Source organism: Rathayibacter sp. AY1B5, from assembly GCF_002932795.1.
Classification (GTDB): Bacteria; Actinomycetota; Actinomycetes; order Actinomycetales; family Microbacteriaceae; genus Rathayibacter.
This window is the reverse complement of record NZ_PSWM01000003.1, coordinates 1-21,642: the sequence shown is the minus strand read 5'-3', so window position 1 is coordinate 21,642 and position 21,642 is coordinate 1. Positions and strand designations below refer to the sequence as shown.

Sequence of the window (21,642 nt, the reverse complement as noted above, 5' to 3'; positions counted from 1 at the left end):
GCCGTCGGACCGGACGGCCACGGGCCACGGGGAGGCGAGGAGCAGCGATGACGCAGATCGGCCGCAGCCGCGCGTCCGTCATCGTCCCCGTCTCCGCCTGGAGCTCCGACTCGCCCTCGGCCGAAGTGACCCTCGGCTGGGCCGCGCGCACCGAGACCGGCCACGTGCGCAGCGCGAACGAGGACAGCTACCTCGCCAAGAGTCCGCTCTTCGCCGTCGCCGACGGAATGGGCGGGCATGCGGCGGGAGAGGTCGCCAGCGACGCGGTGGTGTCGCGCCTGTCCACGGCGGCGCTCGGCGCGACCGTCGGAGCGGAGGAGATCGACCGCGCGCTGCGGGAGGCGGTCGGAGACATCGCCCGGCAGTCGCACACGGCCGACGTCGGCACCGGGACCACGGTCACCGGGATCGCGCTCACGGTGGTCGGGGGAGAGCCCTACTGGTCCGTCTTCAACATCGGCGACTCGCGCGTGTACTTGAGCGTCTCCGGGACCCTCGTGCAGCTCACCGTGGACCACTCCATCGTCCAGGAGCTGGTCGACGCGGGCCTGATCACCCGCGACGAGGCCGACGTGCATCCGCACAGCAACGTGATCACCCGCGCGGTCGGCTTCCACGAGGCTCCCGTCCCCGACTACCGGCTGGTGCCCGTCCTCGCCGGATCGCGTCTGCTGATCTGCTCGGACGGCCTCACGAAGGAGCTGACGGACGCCGGCGTCGGCCACCTGCTCAGCGGCACCGGCTCCGCGCAGGAGGCGGCCGACGCCCTGGTCGACGCCGCGCTGGACAACGGCGGGCGCGACAACGTCACCGTGATCGTCGTCGACGTCCTCGCGGTCACCGGCGACGAGGAGGCCGGCGCACCGGTCTGACGAGCAGCTCTCCGGCACGGGACGGCCGTGCGGTCGCGGTGCCGCCGAACCGCCCGCACTCGCCGAACAGCCGCACGACGGTCCCGGGCCTGCCGGTTCGCGTCGGGTTCGGCCGGCTCGGGGCTGCCCGCGCCGACGCTGGGTACGATGGGGAGCGGAAGGGCGTTCTCGGTGATCTGCAGCACGTGTGGCTCCAACCTCGCTCCCGGGGCGATCCTCTGCGGCGAGTGCGGTTCGTCGGTGGCGGCGCACGCCACGACGGGTGCGTCCCGACCCTCCTCCTCCGGCGACACGACGGTCCTCGATCCGTCCCGCCGCGCCTGGCTGCCGGGCCTGGCCCCCGGCCGGCACCGGCGTCCCGCCCCCGGCGCTCCGATGGCACCGCCCTCGCAGGGGCTCGTCCGCCTCAGCTTCGCGACCGGGCAGCACGCGATCGTGACCGGCAACGGCCTGATCGGACGCCAGCCGCTCCCGGACCCCAACGAGACGTTCCGGCACATCCTCGCGATCCCGGATCCGTCGCGATCCCTCTCCAAGACCCACCTCGAGTTCGGCTTCGACGAGGGCGGGCTCTGGGTCAGGGACCGCTGGTCGGCCAACGGGTCCGTGCTGGTCGCGCCGACCCAGGCGCCGCTCCCGCTCGAGGCCGGCCGCCGCTACCGCGCGAAGCTCGGCAGCCGGATCCTGCTCTCCTCCGTGGAGATGGCGGTCGAGCGCGTCGACGGGTCCGCCGGCGGCTCGGGACGCCCGCCCCTCACTCGCTGAGGGCACGGCCTCCGGGGACCGAATCGGCGGTCGACACGGCCTCCGGGTGCGGAATTCGTGACGATCATGTTTCCGGATGAGCGTTCTCCTCCGTTCGCCGTGACAGGCGGACGAGCGCTGTGCCAGTATTTCCCCACGTTCGGCCCTTGAGGCACGAGCCCCGACGCAGTCAGGAGCCCCCGCCATGACCCGTCCCCTCCCGAGGGATCCCGTCCTCCGCCGGGCCGTCGCCGCGGCACGCTCGCACGAGCGCGAGCGCCGGGCGGTCCTCTCGCGTCGGGCGGTCCTCGGCGGGATCGGCCTCGGAGCGGGTGCCCTCGCCCTGGCCGCCTGCGCCCCGCAGACCCGTGCCGCTCCGACCGCCGCCGCCGACGGATCGGCCGACGACCCGCGCCTGGTCTGGGACAACTGGCCCGCCTACATGGACGAGGACGACGACGGGAACTACCCCACGCTCCAGGGCTTCGAGGAGCAGACGGGCATCGCGGTGACCTACAACGTCGCCGTCGACGACAACAACTCCTACTACGGCAAGGTGAAGGACCAGCTCGCGCTCGGTCAGTACATCGGCGCCGACACGGTCTGCCTGACGGAGTGGATGGTCTCGCGCCTGGTCCGCCGCGGCTACGTGCAGGAGCTCGACCACGCGAACATCCCGAACATCGCCAACCTCACCCCCTCGCTGGCGAACCCCGACTTCGATCCGGGCCGTCGGCTCTCCCTCCCCTACCAGGCGGGGTTCTCGGGCATCTGCTGGAACAAGGAGAAGCTGCCGAACGGCCTCTCGAGCATCGAGGAGCTGTGGGATCCGTCGCTCCGAGGCCGCGTCGGCGTGCTGAGCGAGATGCGCGACACGATCGGGCTGATCATGCTCGCGCAGGGGACAGACATCGCCGGCTCCTGGGGCGACGACGAGTACATGAACGCGATCGACGTCTTCCGCGAGCAGGTCGACGCCGGTCAGATCCGCAACATCAAGGGGAACGCGTACCTCAACGACCTGCAGAACGAGGACACCCTCGCGGCGATCTGCTGGTCCGGCGACATCACCCTGATCAACGCCGAGGCCGGCGACAAGTGGGAGTTCGCCTTCCCCGACTCGGGCGGCGCACTCTGGAACGACACCTTCGTCGTCCCGATGGGCTCCGAGCGCAAGGCCAACGCCGAGGCCCTGATGAACTACTACTACGAGCCCGAGGTCGCCGCCGAGGTGGCCGCCTGGGTCAACTACATCACCCCCGTGGATGGAGCGAAGGACGTCATGGAGAGCATCGATCCGGAGCTGGCCGAGAACCAGCTGATCTTCCCCGACGAGGACACGCTCGCGCAGGCGCACGTGTTCCGGACCCTGACCGCCGCGGAGGAGAAGGAGTACCAGGCCGAGTTCCAGAAGGTGCTCCTGGGCATCTGATGGCGATCGGGACCTTCGCCGAGAGCGGCGCCGACCTCCAGCTGGTCGGGATCAGCAAGCAGTACCCCGGCTTCACCGCCATCGACTCCCTGGACCTCACCATCCCGGCGGGCTCCTTCTTCGCCCTGCTGGGCCCCTCGGGCTGCGGCAAGACGACGACGCTGCGGCTGGTCGCCGGGCTCGAGGAGCCCTCCGCCGGCCGGATCCTCATCGGCGGGCGGGACGTCACCGAGACGAAGACCTACCAGCGGCCCGTCAACACCGTGTTCCAGTCGTACGCGCTGTTCCCGCACATGTCGATCCTCGAGAACGTCGCCTTCGGCCTGAAGCGGCGGAGGATCGCCGACCCCGTCGGCAAAGCGCACGAGGCGCTCCGCCTGGTCGAGCTCGACCACCTCGCCCAGCGCCGCCCCGCGCAGCTCTCCGGTGGCCAGCAGCAGCGGGTCGCCCTCGCGCGCGCCCTCGTCAACCGGCCCGCACTGCTCCTGCTCGACGAGCCGCTCGGGGCCCTCGACCTCAAGCTCCGCCGGCAGATGCAGCTCGAGCTCAAGTCGATCCAGGAGGAGGTGGGCCTCACCTTCCTCCACGTCACGCACGACCAGGAGGAGGCCATGACGATGGCCGACACCGTCGCGGTGATGAACAAGGGCAGGATCGAGCAGATGGGCGCGCCGGAGGAGCTCTACGAGCTCCCGCGCACCGCGTTCGTCGCGAACTTCCTCGGCCAGTCCAACCTCTTCACGGGGGAGGTGGTCGGCAGCACCGACCGCGCGCTCACCGTCGACGCGGGCGGGCACCGGATCGTCGTGCCCGTCGCCCGCTGCGCCCGCACGAGCGGCGAGATCACCGTCGGCGTCCGCCCCGAGAAGCTCCTGCTGCTGACGCAGGAGCCGCCGGCGGACTCCGACCGGAACGTGCTCGGGCCCGGCCGCGTGGTCGACGTCTCCTTCAGCGGGGTCAGCACCCAGTACACGATCCGGATGCCGGGCCTGGGCCCGGTGGTCGTCTTCGCGCAGAACATGGTCTTCGGGCCGGTCGTCGGCGAGGGAGCGGAGGTGTGGGTCGGCTTCAGCACCGAGCACGGCTTCGGACTCGCGGACGAGCCGGGCTCGGTCGCGCGCTTCGAGGCGGACGACTCCACCAGCGCCATCGCCGTGCAGCGCCGGGGGCTCCTGGCCGGCCGCAGCGGGGGAGCGTAGGCATGGCCTTCGCCGCCTTCGCCACGGGGCAGGCGGATCCTCAGGACGCTCCGGTCCGCCGGCGGTCGACGATCGCGCTGGTCCTGCTGCTGCCGGGCATCGCCTACATGCTGCTGTTCTTCCTGGCACCGCTGATCTCACTCGTGCTCACGTCGTTCCAGGCCGAGGTGCCGGACGGGGACATCGGCGAGTACGCACCCGGGTTCGCCTGGCAGAACTACCTCGTGGTGATGGGCGACTACTGGCCGCACGTGCTCCGCTCCTTCGGCTACGCGCTGATCGCGACGGTGCTCGCGCTGGTGATCAGCTACCCGCTGGCCTACTTCATCGGCGTGAAGGCGCGGCCCTGGCCGCTGCTGCAGAACCTGCTCCTCACGCTGGTGATCGCGCCCTTCTTCATCAGCTTCCTGCTGCGGACGCTGGCATGGAAGCAGATCCTCGCGGACGAGAGCCCGCTCGTGCAGGCGCTCAAGGCCGTGGCGGTGCTGCCGAGCGACGGCCATCTCACGGGGACGCCGATCGCCGTGATCTTCGGCATCACCTACAACTTCATCCCGTTCATGACGCTGCCGCTGTACACGACGCTCGAACGCCTCGACGTGCGCTTCCTGGAGGCCGGGTCGGATCTCTACGCTCACCCCGCCTCCGTGTTCTGGAGCGTGACCGTCCCCCTGTCGATGCCGGGCATCGTCTCGGGCACCCTGCTGACGTTCATCCCCGCGGCGGGCGACTACATCAACGCGAGCCGGGACTTCCTCGGCTCGTCGCAGACCTCGATGGTGGGCAACGCGATCGAGGCGAACTTCCTCACGCTCGAGAACTACCCGGCGGCCGCCGCGCTCTCGATCGTGCTGATGGCCGTGATCCTGGTCATCGTCGGCTTCTACGTGAAGCGCAGTGGAACGGAGGACCTCCTGTGACCGCGACGGCCGACCGTCCGCTCGCGAGCGCCCAGGAGGCGCTCGGCGCGCCACCCCCCGCCCCGGTCCGGGGCCGCCGCCGCTTCCGGGGCCTCGGCCTCGGCGTCTACACGGCGTTGGCGCTGCTCTTCCTGCTCATCCCGATCGGGTACACCTTCGTCTTCTCCTTCAACGACTCCGGGAAGAGCAACCTCGCCTGGCGCGGTTTCACCCTCGACAAGTGGGTGTCGGCCTGGACCAGCGAGGAGGTGATGACCGCCTTCGGGAACAGCCTGCTGGTCGGGGTGATCGCCACCGTGCTGGCCACCGCGCTCGGCACCATGATCGCCATCGCCCTGGTGCGGTTCCGCTTCCGGTTCCGCTCGGCGATCAGCCTGCTGCTGTTCCTCCCCATGGCGACTCCGGAGGTGGTGCTCGGAGCCGGCCTCGCCGCGCAGTTCCTCAGCGTGGGCGCCGAGAAGGGACTGGTCACGATCGTGCTGGCGCACACGATGTTCTGCATCAGCTTCGTCGTGGTCACCGTGAAGGCGCGGGTGGCGAGCCTGGACCCGAAGCTGGAGGAGGCGGGACGAGACCTGTACGCGTCGCCGAACCAGGTCTTCTGGCGGATCACCTTCCCGCTGCTGCTGCCCGGCATCCTCGCCGCGGCGCTGCTCTCGTTCGCGCTGAGCTTCGACGACTTCATCATCACGAACTTCAACTCCGGATCGGTCACCACGTTCCCGAAGTACATCTACATCGCGGCGGCGCGCGGCATCCCGGCGGAGGCGAACGTCATCGCATCGGCGGTGTTCGTCCTGGCCATCCTCGTGGTGGTGGTCACGCAGGTCTCCGCGGCGGCCCGGGCGAAGCGGCTCGCGCGCGAGCAGTAGCGCGTGTGCCCGGGTCAGACGTAGGAGGCGCGGATCGCGCCGACCGGACGCCCGCCGCCCGAGACGACCGGGTTCAGCCGCACGAGCACCTCGTTCGCCGCGGTCCGGTCCACCGCGTCCGCCTCGACCAGGAGCTTCAGCGCGACCACGGTCGCCGCGCGCAGGCTCCCGTCGAGGATCTTCAGGGCGACCGTGGTGCCGTCGGGCGAGGCCATCACGAGCACGCCCTCGGCGCCGAGCTTGGCGACCAGACCCAGGCGCTCGATCACGACGGTGTTGTCCCGGCCCGGGCCGTCGATCGCCCAGGCGTTCTCGAGGATCGCGGCCGTGAGGACGCCGGCCTGGCGGTAGAGGCCGAACGGGGAGGCGGGGGAGGAGGACACGATGCGCGAGACGCCCTTCGCCAGCGCGGTCAGAGGAAGGGCGTGCACGGGAGCGCCGCAGCCGTCGATCCCCGAGGCCACGATGCGCTCGCCGGTGAGGCGCTCGATCGTGTCGACGATGTGCTGCTGCAGCGGGTGCGTCCGCTCGAGGTAGTCCTCGGTGCTCCAGCCGTTCTGCACGCAGGCCAGCAGCATCGCCGCGTGCTTGCCCGAGCAGTTCATGTAGAGCGGGTCCGGAGTCGCGCCCGCCCGCAGAAGCTGAGCGCGGGTCCCCGAGTCGCCGGGCCAGTCGGCCGGGCACTGGAGGGCGGTGTGATCGAGGCCGGCGCGGAAGAGCAGGTTCTGGACCAGTGCGACGTGCTGGGGGATGCCCGCGTGGCTCGCCGTGGCGATCACCGCCTCCGCACCGTTCAGCTCCACTCCCGCGGTCATCACCGCGAGGGCCTGGAACGGCTTGAGGCAGGAGCGGGGGAAGACGGGCGCTGTCGGCGTTCCGAGACTGCGGGCGACGCGGCCCTCGGAGTCGAGGAGCACGGCGGAGCCGGCGTGGCGCGACTCGACGAACCCGGATCTCTCGACGACGGCCAGCTCGACGGACTCGGCGACGGTGAAGGTTCCTGCTGGCATCCCCCCATCCTGCCCGATGCGCCGACCGGTCCCGCGCTCCCGGGGACGCCGAAGGCCACCGAGGAGCGCCTCGGCGCCCGCGGTGGCCTTCGGGGGATCGCGCCTAGAGGGTGGCGAACGCGTCGGCGATGACCGACACGGCGTCGTCGAGCAGATCGTCGGTGAGGGCGAGGCTGGGGAGGAAGCGGACCACGTTGCCGTAGGTGCCGGCACTCAGCACGAGGACGCCGTGCTGCGCGGCGTAGTCGATGATCGCCTGCACGGCCGCGGTGTTCGGCTCCTTCGTGGTGCCGGCGGTGCCGGGCTGGACCAGCTCCATCGCCATCATCGCGCCGATGCCGCGGACGTCGCCGATGATGTCGTAGCGCTCCTGCAGGCCGCGCAGAGCGGCGCCCAGGCGCGCGCCGATCCGGTCGGCCTCGGCGAGGAGGCCCTCCCGCTCGATGCGCTCGAAGACCGCGACCGCGGCGGCGGCGGCGACGGGGTTCCCGCCGAAGGTGCCGCCGAGTCCGCCGGCCTGCGCCGAGTCCATGATCTCGGCCCGGCCGGTCACGCCGGCGAGCGGGAGGCCGCCGGCGATGCCCTTGGCCGACAGGACGAGGTCGGGGACGAGACCCAGGTGCTCGCTGGCGAACCAGGCGCCGGTGCGGGCCATGCCCGACTGGATCTCGTCGGCGACGAAGACGATGCCGTTGGCCGTGCACCACTCCTGGAGCGCCGGGAGGAAGCCCTCGGCGGGGACCATGAAGCCGCCCTCGCCCTGGATCGGCTCCGCCACGAGGCAGGCCAGGGCGGAGGCGCCGACCGTCTTCTCGAGGTAGGAGATGGCGCGCTGGGCGGCCTCGGCTCCCGACAGGCCGTCGTGGTACGGGTAGGAGCTCGGCGCGCGGTGGACGTCGCTCGCGAAGGGCCCGAAGCCCAGGCCGTACGGCAGGGCCTTGAAGTTCATGGCCATCGTGAGGTTGGTGCGGCCGTGGTACGCGTGGTCGAGCACCGCGACGCCGGGGCGGCCGGTGTGCTTGCGTGCGATCTTGACGGCGTTCTCGACCGCCTCCGCGCCGGAGTTGACCAGGACCGTCTTCTTCGCGAAGTCGCCCGGGGTGTGCTCGGCGAGCAGCTCCGCCACGCGGATGTAGGGCTCGTACGGAGTGACCGTGAAGAGGGTGTGCGTGAGGCGCGCGAGCTGCTCCGCGGCGGCCGCCACGACGGAGTCGTCGGTGTGCCCGATCGTCGTCACGCCGATGCCGGCGCCGAGGTCGATGAAGCTGTTGCCGTCGACGTCGACCAGGATCGCGCCGTGCGCGCGGTCGATGTAGACGGGGAGCGCTGTGCCGACACCGGTGGGCACGACGGCGAGGCGGCGCTCGTGCAGGGCCCGGGATCGCGGCCCGGGGATCTCGGTCGCGACGCGCCGCTCCTGGGGGACTGCTGACGTGGGAACCTGGGGGGCGAGCGTGTCTGTCATGGTCCTCGGAGTCTACCCGCGGGGGTCCCGCGTCCAGAGGTCCAGACCGGCGCGACCGGCCTGATCCACCGCCGTCGAGGAGGAGCCCGATGAAGTCCGAGCACGAGTACGCGGTGTCCGTCGTCTGGGAGGGCGACCGGGGCACCGGCACGAGCGGCTACCGCGAGTACGGGCGCCAGCTGACCGTCACGGCGGAGGGCCCGGCGCCCATCCTCGCCTCGGCCGACACGCCCTTCCGGGGCGACGCGGACCGCTGGAACCCGGAGCAGCTGCTGCTCGCGGCGCTCGCGCAGTGCCACCTCCTCTCCTACCTGCACGTGGCCGTGAAGAACGGAGTCGTCGTCACCGGCTACACCGACGACGCGGTGGGCTCGATGCTGCAGGAGGGGGAGAGCGGCCGTTTCACCTCGGTGACCCTCCGGCCCCGTGTCACTGTCGCCGAGGAGTCGATGGTGGCGATCGCCCAGACGCTGCACGCCGAGGCCTCCCGGCTCTGCTTCATCGCGAACTCGGTGAACTTCCCCGTCGCCCACGAGCCGGAGGCGTCCGCGCGCTGAGGCTCAGCGGCGCTCGTGCGGAAGCGCCCGGCGGATGCGCTCGACCGTGGTCGTCGGCGGAGACTCGTTGTACGCTCCGGCGAGCTCCTGGCCCGAGAGCGCGTGGACGGCCGCCATCACCTCGTCGGTGGCGTGGCGTCGGGCGCGGCCGGAGTCGGCGGAGCCGTGCCGCGAGAGGTCCAGCGGAGCCCCGAAGCGGACCGTGATCCGGTGCAGGCGCGGCACCCGCGTGCCCACCGGCTGGAGCTCCTGCGTGCCGATGATGCCGACGGGGACCACCGGGGCGCCCGTGGTGAGGGCGAGCCACGCCACTCCGGTGCGGCCCTTGTAGAGGCGCCCGTCCCGCGAGCGGGTGCCCTCGGGGTAGACGGCGAACGCCTCGTCCCGCTCGAGGATCGCCCGGCCGAGGTCCAGCGCCTCTTGAGCGGCCTGGCCGGCGCCGCGCTCGACCGCCACGGCTCCGACGCTCGTGAAGAAGGCGCGCGAGAGGGCGCCCCGCACCCCGGTGCCCGTGAAGTAGTCCGACTTGGCCAGGAACTGCACCGGCCGCGGAGCGAGCAGCGTCAGCACCGGCGAGTCGATGAACGAGAGGTGGTTGGCGGCCAGGATCACGCGTCCCTCGGCCGGGACGTTGTCCCGACCCTCCACGATCGGCCGGTAGACCAGCCGGCCGACGCCGCCGATGGACAGGCGCGCCAGACGCGCGGAGAGGCCGATCCCCGGGGGAGTCGGCCTCTCGTGGTCGTCGTCGATCCGCATTCCGACGAAGCTACCGGGGCGTCCATGCCGCTCCGGTCATGCGGCGGCTCAGCCGAACTGGGCGAGCGCCTCCTCGATCACCGTCGCGGCGTCGTCGATCAGCTCCTCGCTGATGACCACGCTCGGCATGATCCGCAGCACACTGTCCCAGCTGCCCGCGTCGAGGACGATCACGCCGTTCGTGGTGGCGTGCTTCAGGATCGCGGTGAGCGCCTCCGGGTACTGCTTCCTCGTGCCCGGGTGGACGAGCTCGACGCCCCACATGGCGCCCTTGCCGCGGACCTCGCCGACGACTGCGAAGCGCTCGGCCCAGTCGCCGATCCGCGCCTGCAGCAGGCGCTCGACGCGCTGCGCCTCCTCGAGGAGGCCCTCGGACTCGATGGCCTCGAACGTCGCGAGCGCCGCGGCGGTGGAGACGGGGTTGCCGCCGAACGTGCCGCCGATGCCGCCGGGCTGCACGGCGTCCATGATCTCGGCGCGGCCCGTGACGGCGGCGAGCGGGAAGCCGCCCGCGATGCCCTTGGCCGTCGTGATCAGGTCCGGGACCACGCCGTGGTGCTCGATGGAGTACCAGGTGCCGGTGCGGGCGATGCCGGCCTGGATCTCGTCCGCGACGAAGACGATGCCGTTCTCGGTGCAGAACTCGGACAGGCGGCGGAAGTAGCCCGGTGCGGGGATGATGATGCCGCCGTCGCCCTGGATCGGCTCGACGAAGAGCGCGGCCAGCTCCTGCGCGCCGATGTGGGTCGTGATGTAGTCGATGGTGCGCTCGGCCGCCTCCTCGCCCGTCATGCCCTCGGGGTCGCGGAACGGGTAGCTGATCGGGAGGCTGTAGATCTCGCCCGGGAAGGGGCCCATGCCCGCGCGCTCCGGCCAGGGGCGGTAGGTCATCGCCATCGTGAGGTTGGTGCGGCCGTGGAAGGCGTGGTCGAGCGTCGCGATGGCGCGGCGGCCGGTGAACTTCCGCGCGATCTTGACGGCGTTCTCGACCGCCTCCGCGCCGGAGTTGACCAGGATCGAGTGCTTCTCGAAGTCACCGGGGGTGATCTCGGCGAGCTTCTCGGCGACCCGGACGTAGTTCTCGTACGGAGTGACGGTGAAGAGGGTGTGCGTCAGCTTCTCGGCCTGCGCGGCCGCGGCCGCCGCGACCGCGGGGTGCGCGTGGCCGATGGTGGTCACTCCGATGCCGCAGCCGAGGTCGATCAGGCGGTTGCCGTCGACGTCGACCAGGACCGCGCCCGACGCGTGGTCCATGTAGATGTTCGCGAGCGTCCCGGCGCCGCGGGAGACGCTGGCGACGCGGCGCTCCTGGAGGGCGACGGAGCGCGGGCCGGGGAGCTCGGTGACGAGCTCTCGGGACTGGGGGACCGAGAATTCACGCATGCTCCGATGGTAGGCCTGGACCGTTCGAGGACCCGCACCCAGCGCGTTGCGAGGCGCGCCGTGCAGGATGGAGGCGATCCCCGAACGTCCACCGGCCGCCGCCGGTCACGAAAGGTGCCCCTGTGCGCAGAACCCTCGCGATCCTCGCCGTCCTCGGCGCCTCCCTGAGCCTGGCGGCCTGCACCCCGGGGGAGCCGGGCGCGGCACCGTCCGCCTCCGCCACCCCGCTCGGCTGCGCGACCGAGGGCGACGCGACCGCCGCGGTGCAGACCAGCGGCGACTTCGCCACCAAGCCGGTCACCGTGTTCCCCAGCCCGGTCAGCGTGGACGCCACCGAGCGCTCCGTCGCGATCGAGGGCACCGGCGAGGAGGTCGCCGAGGGCGACACCGTGCTGGTCGACTACACGCTCTACAACGGGACGAGCGGTGCCGAGTTCTCGGCGAGCAGCTACGCGTCCGGTGGCCGCGCGGCCTTCGAGGTCGACACCGACCAGTACCTCGCGGGCCTCGTCAAGGCCGTCAACTGCGCGACCGTCGGCTCGCGCGTCGTCGCCGTCGTTCCCCCGGCCGACGCCTTCGGCGACGCCGGGCAGAGCCAGTTCGGCATCGCCGCGACCGACTCGATCGTCATGGTGATCGACGTCGAGCAGATCGTGCCGACCGCCGCCGACGGCGAGCCGCAGCCCCCGGTCGACGGCCTGCCGACGGTGGCGCTCGCCGAGGACGGGGCGCCCACCGTCACCATCCCCTCGACCGACCCGCCCGCCGACCTGCAGCTCGCCGTCCTCAAGAAGGGGAGCGGCGCGACCGTGGCCGACGGCGACCAGCTGATCGTGCAGTACCAGGGCGTGGTCTGGGGAACCGGCGAGGTGTTCGACCAGAGCTGGGGCAAGCCCGCTCCCGCCGCCTTCGGCACCGGCGACGTGATCGAGGGCTTCAAGGAGGCCGTGGTCGGCCAGACCGTCGGCTCGCAGGTGCTCGTCACCATCCCGCCGTCGAAGGGCTACGGCGATCAGGGCAACCAGAACGCGGGGATCAGCGGGACCGACACCCTCGTCTTCGTGGTCGACATCCTCGCCGTCAGCTGACCGGGAGGCGCTCGGCGCTCCGTGCCAGGATGGGCGGATGCGCAGGGTCATCATCCTCGGCTCGACCGGGTCCATCGGCACGCAGGCTCTCGACGTCATCGGCGCGAACCGCGAGCGGTTCGAGGTCGTCGGACTCGCCGCCGGCTCGAACCGGGCGGCGGTCGCCGAGCAGGCGTCCGCGTTCGGCGTCGAGCACACGGCGTTCGGCGCGGAGGAGGCCGAGCAGCTGATCCGCTCGGTCGACGCGGACGTCGTGCTGAACGGGATCACCGGCTCGGTGGGACTCGGTCCGACCCTCGCGGCGCTCGAGGAGGGCCGGACGCTCGCCCTGGCCAACAAGGAGTCGCTGATCGTCGGCGGCGAGCTCATCACTTCGCTCGCCGCTCCCGGCCAGATCGTGCCGGTCGACTCCGAGCACTCCGCGATCGCCCAGGCCCTCCTCGCGGGCGAGCACCGGGAGGTCCGCCGCCTCGTGTTGACCGCGTCCGGCGGCCCGTTCCGGGGACGCGACCGCGCCTCCCTCCGCGACGTCAGCCCGGCGCAGGCTCTCGCGCACCCGACCTGGGACATGGGCCTGGTCGTCACGACCAACTCCTCCACCCTGGTCAACAAGGGGCTCGAGGTGATCGAGGCGCACCTGCTCTTCGACGTGCCCTACGACCGGATCGACGTCACCGTGCACCCGCAGTCCGTGATCCACTCGATGGTCGAGTACGTCGACGGCTCCACGATCGCCCAGGCCTCGCCGCCGGACATGCGGCTCCCGATCTCGCTCGGCCTCGACTGGCCGCACCGCGTCGCCGGGGTCGGCGTCCCGCTCGACTGGACCCGCTCCCACTCCTGGACATTCGAGCCGCTGGACGAGGAGGCGTTCCCCTCGGTCCGGCTCGCGAAGCGCGTCGGGGAGGCGGGCGCCTCCTACCCGGCCGTGTTCAACGCGGCGAATGAGCAGGCCGTGCAGGCGTTCCACGCCGGGCGGCTCGGGTACCTCGACATCCTCGAGACGGTCGAGGCGGTGGTCGATGCGCACAGCGTCGACGGCGCGCTGACCCGCGAGTCGCTGGCCGCGGCCGAGGACTGGGCGCGCCGCGCGGCGGACCAGCGGATCGCCGTCGTCTGACCAGAGGTCGCCCGGACGGGCTCCGCCTCCGCGGATTCGTCTCGGCCGACGTCGCGCCGCTGATCCGCTCGGGCGCGGAGTTCATCGGATCCGTGCAGGCGGACCCCAGCGTGGACGGGCGGCCCCGGCCTACAGTGTGTCGGTGGAATCCGTGCTGCTCTTCGTCCTCGGCGTCGTCATCATCGCCGTCGGCGTCGCCCTCTCGATCGCGCTGCACGAGGTCGGGCACCTGCTCCCCGCCAAGCTGTTCGGGGTCAAGGTCACGCAGTACATGATCGGCTTCGGGCCGACGATCTTCTCCCGGCGCCGCGGCGAGACCGAATACGGCGTCAAGGCGATCCCGCTCGGCGGCTACATCGCCATGATCGGCATGTACCCGCCGAAGCACCCGGGGGACCGGCCCACGGAGTCGAGCACCGGCTTCTTCAACGGCCTCGCGTCCTCCGAGGCCCAGCTCGAGGAGCCCAAGCGCGGCGCCTACGCCACGATGATCGACGAGGCCCGCGCCGCGAGCGCCGAGACGATCGGCGAAGGCGAGGACCACCGCGCGTTCTACCGGCTCCCCGTGTGGAAGCGCGTGATCGTCATGGCCGGAGGTCCCTTCATGAACCTCGTGATCGCCACGGTCCTCTTCACCGTCCTCCTCTGCGGCATCGGGATCCCGCAGAGCACCAGCACCCTCGCCGCGGTCTCGCAGTGCGTGGTCCCGGAGTCGCAGCGCGCGACCGCGACCTGCACCGCCGACGACCCGCTGGCACCCGGAGCCGCGGCGGGCCTGCTGCCCGGCGACACGATCACGGCCATCGACGGCACTCCGGTGAGCACCTGGAACGATCTGACCCCGATCATCCAGCGCTCCGCGGGCGTCCCGCTCAGCGTGTCCGTCCAGCGCGACGGCGCCCCGCTGACCCTCACGATCACCCCCGCCGAGAACGAGGTCGCGGTGACCGACGCGAACGGTGCCCCCGTCACCGACGCCTCCGGTGCCATCGAGACGCAGACGGTCGGCTTCATCGGCATCTCGCCCACGTCGGCCCTCGCACAGCAGCCGATCACCGCGGTGCCCGAGACGGTCTGGTCGAACATCACGAGCGTCGCCCACGTCATCCTCAACCTGCCGCAGCGCCTCATCGACGTCGCCCAGGCGGCGTTCGGCTCGGAGGCGCGCGACGCCAACGGTCCGATCAGCGTCGTCGGAGTCGGCCGGATCGCGGGCGAGATCGCCGCCTCCGACCAGCTCCCCGTCGTGTCGAAGGTGCAGACGATGGTCGGCGTCCTCGCCTCGCTCAACATCGCCCTCCTCGTCTTCAACCTGGTGCCGCTGCTCCCCATGGACGGCGGCCACATCGCCGGCGCTCTCTGGGAGGGCCTGCGCCGCCGGATCGCCAAGCTCTTCGGCCGCCGCGACCCCGGCCCCGTCGACATCGCCCGCCTGCTGCCGCTGACCTACGTCGTCGTGCTCGTGCTCGGCGGAATGAGCGCCCTGCTGATCTACGCCGACATCGTCAAGCCGATCACGCTGTTCTGAGCCGTATCCACGCCGGTGCCCGACCGGCGTGGCGCGGTCGGCGCTGCGGGTGGGCGCTGCGGGTGGGCGCTGAGGGCGGGCGCTGCGGGGTGAGCTCTGCGGGGTGAGTGCGTGGGAGGGCTGGGATGCCGGCGGCTGGGGCGGATCGCTGAGAGGTTCTTCACCCGACGGCCTCGGGTGCGTGCGCCGTGAGACGCGGTGGTGCGCGGACGGGTGGCGGGTGCGGTCGTGCCGTTCCGGTGCGATCTGCAGGGGATCCGGGGGATGCGCTGCGGACGGACTGCCGTGGGAGCGCTTTCCCGGGTGAGGGGCCTGCAGATGGTACGGATGCCTGGAGATCGCACGAGGGCCTGCAGATGGTGCGGACCGCCGGTCAGGTCACGGGCGTCCTCTTCCGGTGCGGTGTGCAGGGGATCTGGGGGGTGCGTGACGGACGGACTGGTGTGGAAGCGCTTTCCGGGGTGACGGGCCTGCAGATGGTACGGATGCCTGCAGATGGCACGGGGGCCTGCAGACGGCACGGGCGCCGGTCAGGCCGCGCGCGTCCTGTTCCGGTGCGATGTGCAGGGGATCCGGGGGATTCTCGGCGGGCTGACTGGGGTGGAAGCGCTTTCCCGGGTGACGGGCCTGCAGATGGTACGGATGCCTGCAGATGGCACGCGGGCCTGCAGATCGCACGGGGGCCTGCAGATCGCACGGGGGCCTGCAGATCGCACGTCGGCCTGCAGATCGCACGCGGCGGCGCGCGGGCGGAGCCCCGGGCGAGGGGCGGCGGCTGGGAAGACGCGGCGAGCGGACGAGGGGTCCCGCGGCGCGCGTACGATGGGGCGCGTGCCAGCAGTGAATCTGGGTCTTCCCAAGGTCCCCATGACCCTCGCCCCCCGCCGCAAGTCCCGCCAGATCAAGGTGGGAAAGGTGCTCGTGGGCGGTGACGCGCAGGTCAGCGTCCAGTCGATGTGCACCACACCGACGACGAACATCAACGCGACCCTCCAGCAGATCGCCGAGCTCACCGCGTCCGGGTGCGACATCGTCCGCGTCGCGGTGCCGAGCCGCGACGACGCGGAGGCGCTGCCGATCATCGCGAAGAAGAGCCAGATCCCGGTCATCGCCGACATCCACTTCCAGCCGAACTACGTCTACGCCGCGATCGACGCCGGTTGCGCCGCGGTCCGCGTGAACCCGGGCAACATCCGCAAGTTCGACGACCAGGTCGGCAAGATCGCCGCCGCCGCGAAGGCCGCCGGCGTCTCGATCCGCATCGGCGTGAACGCCGGCTCGCTCGAGCCGAGCATCCTGCAGAAGTACGGCAAGCCCACCCCCGAGGCCCTCGTCGAGAGCGCCGTCTGGGAGGCCAGCCTCTTCGAGGAGCACGACTTCCACGACTTCAAGATCTCGGTCAAGCACAACGACCCCGTCGTCATGGTGAAGGCGTACCGCCAGCTCGCCGAGCGCGGCGACTGGCCCCTCCACCTCGGCGTCACCGAGGCGGGCCCCGAGTTCCAGGGGACCATCAAGTCCGCCACCGCCTTCGGCATCCTGCTCGGCGAGGGCATCGGCGACACCATCCGCGTGTCCCTCTCGGCCCCGCCCGCGCAGGAGGTCAAGGTCGGCCTGCAGATCCTGCAGTCGCTGAACCTCCGCGAGCGCAAGCTCGAGATCGTCTCCTGCCCCAGCTGCGGCCGCGCGCAGGTCGACGTCTACACGCTCGCCAACGACGTCACCGCCGGCCTCGAGGGCATGAGCGTCCCGCTGCGCGTCGCCGTCATGGGCTGCGTCGTCAACGGACCCGGCGAGGCCCGCGAGGCCGACCTGGGCGTCGCCTCCGGCAACGGCAAGGGCCAGATCTTCGTCAAGGGCGAGGTCATCAAGACCGTCCCCGAGGCCGAGATCGTCCAGACCCTCATCGAGGAGGCCAACCGCCTGGCCGCCGAGATGCCGGCCGACGACACCTCGACCGGGGCCCCGGTCGTCACCGTCGGCGCGAACTGAGACGGTGCGGGGCGGATCGACGTGGTCCGCCCCGCACTGCGCCTCGCGCTCGTGGTCGTCGCCGCCGCGCTCCTCGCCTCCGGTGTCGCCGCACTCCGCAGCGGCCCGTCGTCCGAGGCCGGCGAGTGCATCGACAGCCGCACCCCGCAGGACCCCTTCGGCTGCGACCGCTGGGTGCTGACCGCGGCCGAGGGGGAGACCCCCTACACGGCGTGGGTCGAGGACGCCCGTGTCCGCCTCCGCTCCGAGAGCGTCGGGGGTGCGCCGACCCTGGTCGTCGGCACCGGCTGCCTCGTGGTCAGCGCCGCCTACCGGATCGACGCCGGCGTGCTGGTCCCCGGTGACGAGGTGACCGGATCCGACACCTGCTCCGACACGCCGAGCCCCGAGGCCATCCGGCTCCGGGCGCTCCTCTCCGGCCCGATGACGATCGGCGGCACCCCCGACGACGTGCTGCTGGACGGCACGGGCGGAGCCGTCGTCTTCTCCCGGATCCCGGACTGAGGCTCCCGGCGCCCTCGCGAGCCGGGGGAGCGCAGCGGATAGGATCGTCCCTCGTGGTCACCCGTCTCTCGCATCTGTTCGTCCGCACGCTCCGGGAGGACCCCGCCGACGCCGAGGTCGCGGGCCACCGCCTCCTCGTCCGCGCGGGCTACATCCGCCGTCAGGCGCCCGGCGTCTTCGCCTGGCTGCCGCTGGGCCTGCGCGTCAAGCGCCGCATCGAGCGGATCATCCACGAGGAGATGGAGGCGGCCGGCGCCCAGGAGGTGCACTTCCCCGCGCTCCTGCCCCGCGAGCCCTACGAGCTCTCGGGCCGCTGGACCGAGTACGGCGACGGCGTGTTCCGCCTGAAGGACCGCAAGGACGCCGACTACATGCTGGCTCCCACGCACGAGGAGTTCTTCACGCTGCTCGTGAAGGACCTCTACTCCTCCTACAAGGACCTGCCCCTGTCGATCTACCAGATCCAGGACAAGTACCGGGACGAGGCGCGGCCCCGCGCGGGCCTCCTGCGCGGCCGCGAGTTCACGATGAAGGACGCCTACTCCTTCGACTACACCGACGCCGGGCTCGACGCGAGCTACCAGCGCCAGCGCGACGCCTACGAGCGGATCTTCGCGCGCCTGGGCCTGGAGTACGTGATCGTGCAGGCCGACGCCGGAGCGATGGGCGGCTCGCGGAGCGAGGAGTTCCTGCACCCCACCCCCGTCGGCGAGGACACCTTCGTCCGCTCGGCGGGAGGGTACGCGGCGAACGTCGAGGCCTACCGCACGCCCGTCCCCGCAGCGCTGCCCGTCGAGGGCCTGCCGGAGGCGCGCGTCTTCGACTCGCCCGACACCCCGACCATCCAGACCCTGGTCGACCTGGCGAACGCGACGCAGCCCCGGCCCGACGGCCGCGCGTGGACCGCCGCGGACACGCTGAAGAACGTCGTCCTCGCGCTCACCGCGCTCGACGGCACCCGCGAGCTCGTGATCGTCGGCCTGCCCGGCGACCGCGACGTCGACCTCAAGCGCGCCGAGGTGGCCTTCGCCCCGGCCGAGGTCGAGGCCGCGACCGCGGAGGACTTCGCGAAGCACCCCGGACTGGTCAAGGGCTACATCGGCCCCTGGTCGGCCGAGGGAGCCGTCCTGGGCGAGGAGTCCGCGACCGGCGTCCGCTACCTGCTCGACCCGCGCGTGGTCGACGGCACCGCCTGGATCACCGGGGCCAACGTCTCCGGGCAGCACGTCCTCGACCTGGTCGCCGGCCGCGACTTCCACGGCGACGCCACCGTCGAGGTCGCGGACGTCCGCACGGGCGACGAGGCGCCCGACGGCTCGGGCCCGATCGAGACCGCCCGCGGCATGGAGATCGGCCACGTCTTCCAGCTCGGCCGCAAGTACGCCGACGTCCTCGGGCTGAAGGTCCTCGACGAGAACGGGAAGCTCGTCACCGTCACGATGGGCTCCTACGGCATCGGCGTGACCCGCATCCTCGCCATCATCGCCGAGGCCACCCACGACGACCGCGGACTGCTCTGGCCCGCGAACGTCGCGCCGTTCGACGTGCACGTGATCGCGACCGGCAAGGACGCGGCGGCTCTCGAGCTCGCCGAGTCGGTCGGCGCCTCCCTCGAGGCCGCCGGCCGCGACGTGCTCGTCGACGACCGCCCGAAGGTCTCGCCCGGCGTGAAGTTCGGCGACGCCGAGCTGATCGGCGTGCCCGTGATCGTCATCGCCGGGCGTGGAGCGGCCGACGGGATCGTCGAGCTGTGGGACCGCCGGTCCGGCGAGCGCGAGCAGCTCCCGGTCGCCGACGCGCTCGCCCGGCTGGGCGCCTAGTCCCGACACGCCGAGGGCCCCGCCACCGCTTCCCGCGGCAGGCGGGGCCCTTTCCGCGTCGGCAGGATCCGCGGGTGGAACCCCGGGCCGCATCGGGTACCCTTGAGGGCTGATCCGGGTGAGAGCCCGACAGGCGAACGATCGCGGTCACCACCGCGGCATCCAAGTGAATAGAGAGAAAGGCCCGCCCGTGGACATCGACCTGAGCGTTCTGCGACTCATGGAGCGCGAGCGCGAGATCCCCTTCGAGGAACTCGTGCAGATCATCGAGCAGGCGATCCTGACTGCCTACCTCAAGCACATCGGCCAGGCCGACGACGCCGACAAGGCCACCGCCGTCGACGCGCGCGTGCACCTCGACCGCAAGACCGGTCACGTCTCGGTCTTCGTGCCCGAGCTCGACGAGGAGGGCGCCGTCGTGGGCGAGGCCGAGGACTCCCCGCGCGACTTCGGCCGCATCGCCGCCTTCGCCGCGAAGCAGGTCATCAACCAGCGCCTGCGCGACATCGCCGACGAGCACGTGCTCGGCGAGTTCAAGGGCCGCGAGGGCGACATCGTCGCCGGCGTCATCCAGCAGGGCCCCAACCCGCGGATGATCCACGTGGACCTCGGCTCCATCGAGGCGATCCTCTCGCCCGAGGAGCAGGTGCCCGGCGAGGACTACAGTCACGGCCGCCGCATCCGCGTCTACGTCACGAGCGTCGGCCGCGGACCCAAGGGCCCGTCGGTCCAGGTGTCCCGCACCCACCCGTCGCTGGTGCGCAAGCTGTTCGCGCTCGAGGTCCCCGAGATCGCGTCCGGCGTGGTGGAGATCGTCTCCCTCGCCCGCGAGGCCGGCCACCGCACCAAGATCGCGGTGCGCGCGACCGAGCCCGGCGTGAACGCCAAGGGCGCCTGCATCGGCGAGCTCGGCCAGCGCGTGCGCGCGGTGACCGCCGAGCTCAACAACGAGAAGATCGACATCGTCGACTACTCCTCCGACCTGCCGACCTTCGTCGCCAGCGCGCTCTCGCCCGCCAAGGTGACCAGCGCGTTCGTGATCGACCAGAGCCTGAAGGCCGTCCGGGCGCTCGTCCCCGACTACCAGCTCTCGCTCGCCATCGGCAAGGAGGGCCAGAACGCCCGCCTCGCCGCCAAGCTGACCGGCGCGAAGATCGACATCCAGCCCGATTCGGTGATGGACGGGGAGTGATCCCCGAGCATCGGCCGTGCGGGGGAGCGGTCCCGGAGGGGAGGGAGTAGAGTGGAAGCCGTCAGAACGTGCGTCGGCTGCCGTCTGCGCGCCCCCCGGGCCTCTCTTCTGAGGCTGGTCCTCCACTCGAACGTCCTCGCGGTAGACCCGCGTGCCGTCCGTCCTGGTCGGGGAGCGTGGCTCCACGACACAGCCGACTGCTACGAGCTCGCGGTCAAGCGCCGCGCGTTCGGAAGAGCGTTCCGGACACGCGAGAGCGTGGACGCGAGCGAGCTGGAGCAGTACGTCGCACGATCCGACCGGCTCGGCCCCTCAACCGGAGGGCCCGGAGCAGCGCACGATCACACCATAGAGAACAGGCAGAACGGCCCGTGAACTGATCATGAGCGAAGACTGATGAGCGGCTCGAAATGAGACCCGTCCGTTCGTGACGCCTGCCCCCGTCTTGGGTGCAGGCCCAAGACAGGAGAGAAGTGGCAAAACCACGCGTACACGAGATCGCATCCGAACTGGGTGTCGATAGCAAGGTCGCACTTGCGAAGTTGAAGGAGCTCGGCGAGTTCGTCAAGGGCCCGTCCTCGAGCATCGAACCCCCGGTGGCGCGCAAGCTCCGCCAGGCCCTCCAGGGCCAGGGTGGATCCACCGCGGGAACGTCGGCGACCCCGGCCGCCCCCGCCGCCGGCGCTCGTTCCGGAGCCCCGCGCCCCTCCGGCGCCCGTCCGTCCGCGCCCACGCCCGGCCCGGCCAAGCCGCCCGCTCCGGCGCCGGCACCGCCGATGTCGGTCGCCGAGCGCCAGGCCCAGGCTCAGGCAGCCCAGGAGGCTGCGGCCGCTCAGCGCGCCCAGGCCGCCAAGGACGCGCCCGCTGAGGCCGCCGCTCCGGCTCCGACCGAGGCCCCCGCGGCTCCGGCCGCCGCCGAGAAGCCGGCGTCCGGCCCGACCCCCGGCGGACCCAAGCCCGTGACCCCGCGTCCGGCTCCCGCCGCGAGCACCCCGCGCCCCGGCGGCGCCTCGGGCGGCTCCAACCGTCCCGGCGGCACCCCGCGCCCGGGCAACAACCCGTTCGCCAGCAACCAGGGCATGGGACAGCGTCCGGCCGCCCCGCGCCCCGGCAACAACCCCTTCGCCAGCTCGCAGGGCATGGGATCGCGTCCGACCCCGGGCAACATCCCCCGCCCCGCTGCTC

The 21,642-nt window shown here is 71.8% G+C and carries 20 protein-coding genes; 16 read left to right on the top strand and 4 right to left on the bottom strand.

Features of this window, described 5'->3' with window-relative positions; genetic code table 11:
* Window positions 1–47: 47 nt before the first annotated feature.
* The 6 genes from C5D44_RS03390 (at window position 48) to C5D44_RS03365 (ending at window position 6,039) form a co-directional block, all read left to right on the top strand.
* On the top strand, window positions 48–872 hold the full coding sequence (locus C5D44_RS03390; protein WP_104277129.1) for a PP2C family serine/threonine-protein phosphatase: 825 nt from the start codon (window positions 48–50) through the stop codon (window positions 870–872).
* Between the two features lie 147 nt (window positions 873–1,019).
* Window positions 1,020–1,637 carry a hypothetical protein gene (locus tag C5D44_RS03385; RefSeq protein WP_146087964.1) on the top strand — a complete coding sequence of 206 codons (618 nt, stop codon included), beginning with the start codon at window positions 1,020–1,022 and terminating at the stop codon, window positions 1,635–1,637.
* A 184-nt stretch (window positions 1,638–1,821) separates the two neighbouring features.
* Window positions 1,822–3,048, top strand: a complete 1,227-nt coding sequence (locus tag C5D44_RS03380) for a PotD/PotF family extracellular solute-binding protein (RefSeq protein WP_104277130.1) — start codon at window positions 1,822–1,824, stop codon at window positions 3,046–3,048.
* Complete coding sequence (locus C5D44_RS03375; RefSeq protein WP_104277131.1) at window positions 3,048–4,247, top strand: ABC transporter ATP-binding protein; 1,200 nt, start codon at window positions 3,048–3,050, stop codon at window positions 4,245–4,247. The genes C5D44_RS03380 and C5D44_RS03375 overlap by 1 nt, the downstream gene beginning before the upstream one ends.
* Before the next feature lie 2 nt (window positions 4,248–4,249).
* Window positions 4,250–5,167: an ABC transporter permease gene (locus C5D44_RS03370; RefSeq protein ID WP_104223037.1), complete on the top strand. Its 918-nt coding sequence runs from the start codon at window positions 4,250–4,252 to the stop codon at window positions 5,165–5,167.
* Between the two features lie 116 nt (window positions 5,168–5,283).
* Window positions 5,284–6,039 carry an ABC transporter permease gene (locus C5D44_RS03365; RefSeq protein WP_258064999.1) on the top strand — a complete coding sequence of 252 codons (756 nt, stop codon included), beginning with the start codon at window positions 5,284–5,286 and terminating at the stop codon, window positions 6,037–6,039.
* A 14-nt stretch (window positions 6,040–6,053) separates the two neighbouring features.
* Here C5D44_RS03365 and C5D44_RS03360 read toward each other — a convergent pair whose 3' ends face one another.
* A complete protein-coding gene (locus C5D44_RS03360) occupies window positions 6,054–7,049 on the bottom strand; it encodes an asparaginase (RefSeq protein ID WP_104277133.1) in 996 nt (331 codons plus the stop codon).
* A 103-nt stretch (window positions 7,050–7,152) separates the two neighbouring features.
* Window positions 7,153–8,514, bottom strand: a complete 1,362-nt coding sequence (gene gabT, locus C5D44_RS03355) for a 4-aminobutyrate--2-oxoglutarate transaminase (protein ID WP_104280846.1) — start codon at window positions 8,512–8,514, stop codon at window positions 7,153–7,155.
* A gap of 89 nt (window positions 8,515–8,603) precedes the next feature.
* On the opposite strand from gabT, the gene C5D44_RS03350 reads away from it, so the two are divergent.
* The gene (locus C5D44_RS03350) at window positions 8,604–9,071 is read left to right on the top strand and encodes an OsmC family protein (RefSeq protein WP_104223041.1); all 468 of its coding nucleotides are present in this window, start codon (window positions 8,604–8,606) and stop codon (window positions 9,069–9,071) included.
* Window positions 9,072–9,074: 3 nt separating this feature from the next.
* On the opposite strand, the gene C5D44_RS03345 is transcribed toward C5D44_RS03350, so the two are convergent.
* Window positions 9,075–9,830: a 1-acyl-sn-glycerol-3-phosphate acyltransferase gene (locus C5D44_RS03345; protein WP_104277135.1), complete on the bottom strand. Its 756-nt coding sequence runs from the start codon at window positions 9,828–9,830 to the stop codon at window positions 9,075–9,077.
* A gap of 48 nt (window positions 9,831–9,878) precedes the next feature.
* Window positions 9,879–11,213 (bottom strand): aminotransferase class III-fold pyridoxal phosphate-dependent enzyme, encoded by a 1,335-nt coding sequence (locus C5D44_RS03340; protein ID WP_104280845.1) that lies wholly within the window; start codon window positions 11,211–11,213, stop codon window positions 9,879–9,881.
* Between the two features lie 122 nt (window positions 11,214–11,335).
* Between C5D44_RS03340 and C5D44_RS03335 the strand changes: the two genes are divergently transcribed.
* The 9 genes from C5D44_RS03335 to C5D44_RS03295 form a co-directional block, all read left to right on the top strand.
* Window positions 11,336–12,301 carry an FKBP-type peptidyl-prolyl cis-trans isomerase gene (locus tag C5D44_RS03335; RefSeq protein ID WP_104280844.1) on the top strand — a complete coding sequence of 322 codons (966 nt, stop codon included), beginning with the start codon at window positions 11,336–11,338 and terminating at the stop codon, window positions 12,299–12,301.
* A gap of 37 nt (window positions 12,302–12,338) precedes the next feature.
* Entirely contained in the window at window positions 12,339–13,421 is a 1,083-nt protein-coding gene (locus C5D44_RS03330) for a 1-deoxy-D-xylulose-5-phosphate reductoisomerase (RefSeq protein WP_104280843.1), read from the top strand.
* A 142-nt stretch (window positions 13,422–13,563) separates the two neighbouring features.
* A complete protein-coding gene (locus C5D44_RS03325) occupies window positions 13,564–14,949 on the top strand; it encodes an RIP metalloprotease (protein ID WP_258064994.1) in 1,386 nt (461 codons plus the stop codon).
* 831 nt (window positions 14,950–15,780) lie between these two features.
* Window positions 15,781–16,941, top strand: a complete 1,161-nt coding sequence (gene ispG, locus C5D44_RS03320) for a flavodoxin-dependent (E)-4-hydroxy-3-methylbut-2-enyl-diphosphate synthase (protein ID WP_173244694.1) — start codon at window positions 15,781–15,783, stop codon at window positions 16,939–16,941.
* A gap of 21 nt (window positions 16,942–16,962) precedes the next feature.
* Complete coding sequence (locus C5D44_RS03315) at window positions 16,963–17,445, top strand: hypothetical protein (protein ID WP_104280841.1); 483 nt, start codon at window positions 16,963–16,965, stop codon at window positions 17,443–17,445.
* 53 nt (window positions 17,446–17,498) lie between these two features.
* Window positions 17,499–19,265 (top strand): proline--tRNA ligase, encoded by a 1,767-nt coding sequence (locus tag C5D44_RS03310; protein ID WP_104280840.1) that lies wholly within the window; start codon window positions 17,499–17,501, stop codon window positions 19,263–19,265.
* A gap of 190 nt (window positions 19,266–19,455) precedes the next feature.
* Window positions 19,456–20,457 carry a transcription termination factor NusA gene (gene nusA, locus C5D44_RS03305; protein ID WP_104225180.1) on the top strand — a complete coding sequence of 334 codons (1,002 nt, stop codon included), beginning with the start codon at window positions 19,456–19,458 and terminating at the stop codon, window positions 20,455–20,457.
* A 51-nt stretch (window positions 20,458–20,508) separates the two neighbouring features.
* Window positions 20,509–20,832, top strand: a complete 324-nt coding sequence (locus C5D44_RS03300; protein WP_104277141.1) for a YlxR family protein — start codon at window positions 20,509–20,511, stop codon at window positions 20,830–20,832.
* Window positions 20,833–20,930: 98 nt separating this feature from the next.
* On the top strand, window positions 20,931–21,642 hold a 712-nt coding region (locus C5D44_RS03295), incomplete at its 3' end, for a translation initiation factor IF-2 N-terminal domain-containing protein (protein ID WP_181118435.1).

What these genes read in the sequence shown, in the direction of transcription:
- C5D44_RS03390 (WP_104277129.1), top strand. Translation starts at nt 48, where the DNA reads ATGACGCAGATCGGCCGCAGCCGCGCGTCCGTCATCGTCCCCGTCTCC.
- C5D44_RS03385 (WP_146087964.1), top strand. Translation starts at nt 1,020, where the DNA reads ATGGGGAGCGGAAGGGCGTTCTCGGTGATCTGCAGCACGTGTGGCTCC.
- C5D44_RS03380 (WP_104277130.1), top strand. Translation starts at nt 1,822, where the DNA reads ATGACCCGTCCCCTCCCGAGGGATCCCGTCCTCCGCCGGGCCGTCGCC.
- C5D44_RS03375 (WP_104277131.1), top strand. Translation starts at nt 3,048, where the DNA reads ATGGCGATCGGGACCTTCGCCGAGAGCGGCGCCGACCTCCAGCTGGTC.
- C5D44_RS03370 (WP_104223037.1), top strand. Translation starts at nt 4,250, where the DNA reads ATGGCCTTCGCCGCCTTCGCCACGGGGCAGGCGGATCCTCAGGACGCT.
- C5D44_RS03360 (WP_104277133.1), bottom strand. Translation starts at nt 7,049, where the DNA reads ATGCCAGCAGGAACCTTCACCGTCGCCGAGTCCGTCGAGCTGGCCGTC.
- gabT (WP_104280846.1), bottom strand. Translation starts at nt 8,514, where the DNA reads ATGACAGACACGCTCGCCCCCCAGGTTCCCACGTCAGCAGTCCCCCAG.
- C5D44_RS03350 (WP_104223041.1), top strand. Translation starts at nt 8,604, where the DNA reads ATGAAGTCCGAGCACGAGTACGCGGTGTCCGTCGTCTGGGAGGGCGAC.
- C5D44_RS03345 (WP_104277135.1), bottom strand. Translation starts at nt 9,830, where the DNA reads ATGCGGATCGACGACGACCACGAGAGGCCGACTCCCCCGGGGATCGGC.
- C5D44_RS03340 (WP_104280845.1), bottom strand. Translation starts at nt 11,213, where the DNA reads ATGCGTGAATTCTCGGTCCCCCAGTCCCGAGAGCTCGTCACCGAGCTC.
- C5D44_RS03330 (WP_104280843.1), top strand. Translation starts at nt 12,339, where the DNA reads ATGCGCAGGGTCATCATCCTCGGCTCGACCGGGTCCATCGGCACGCAG.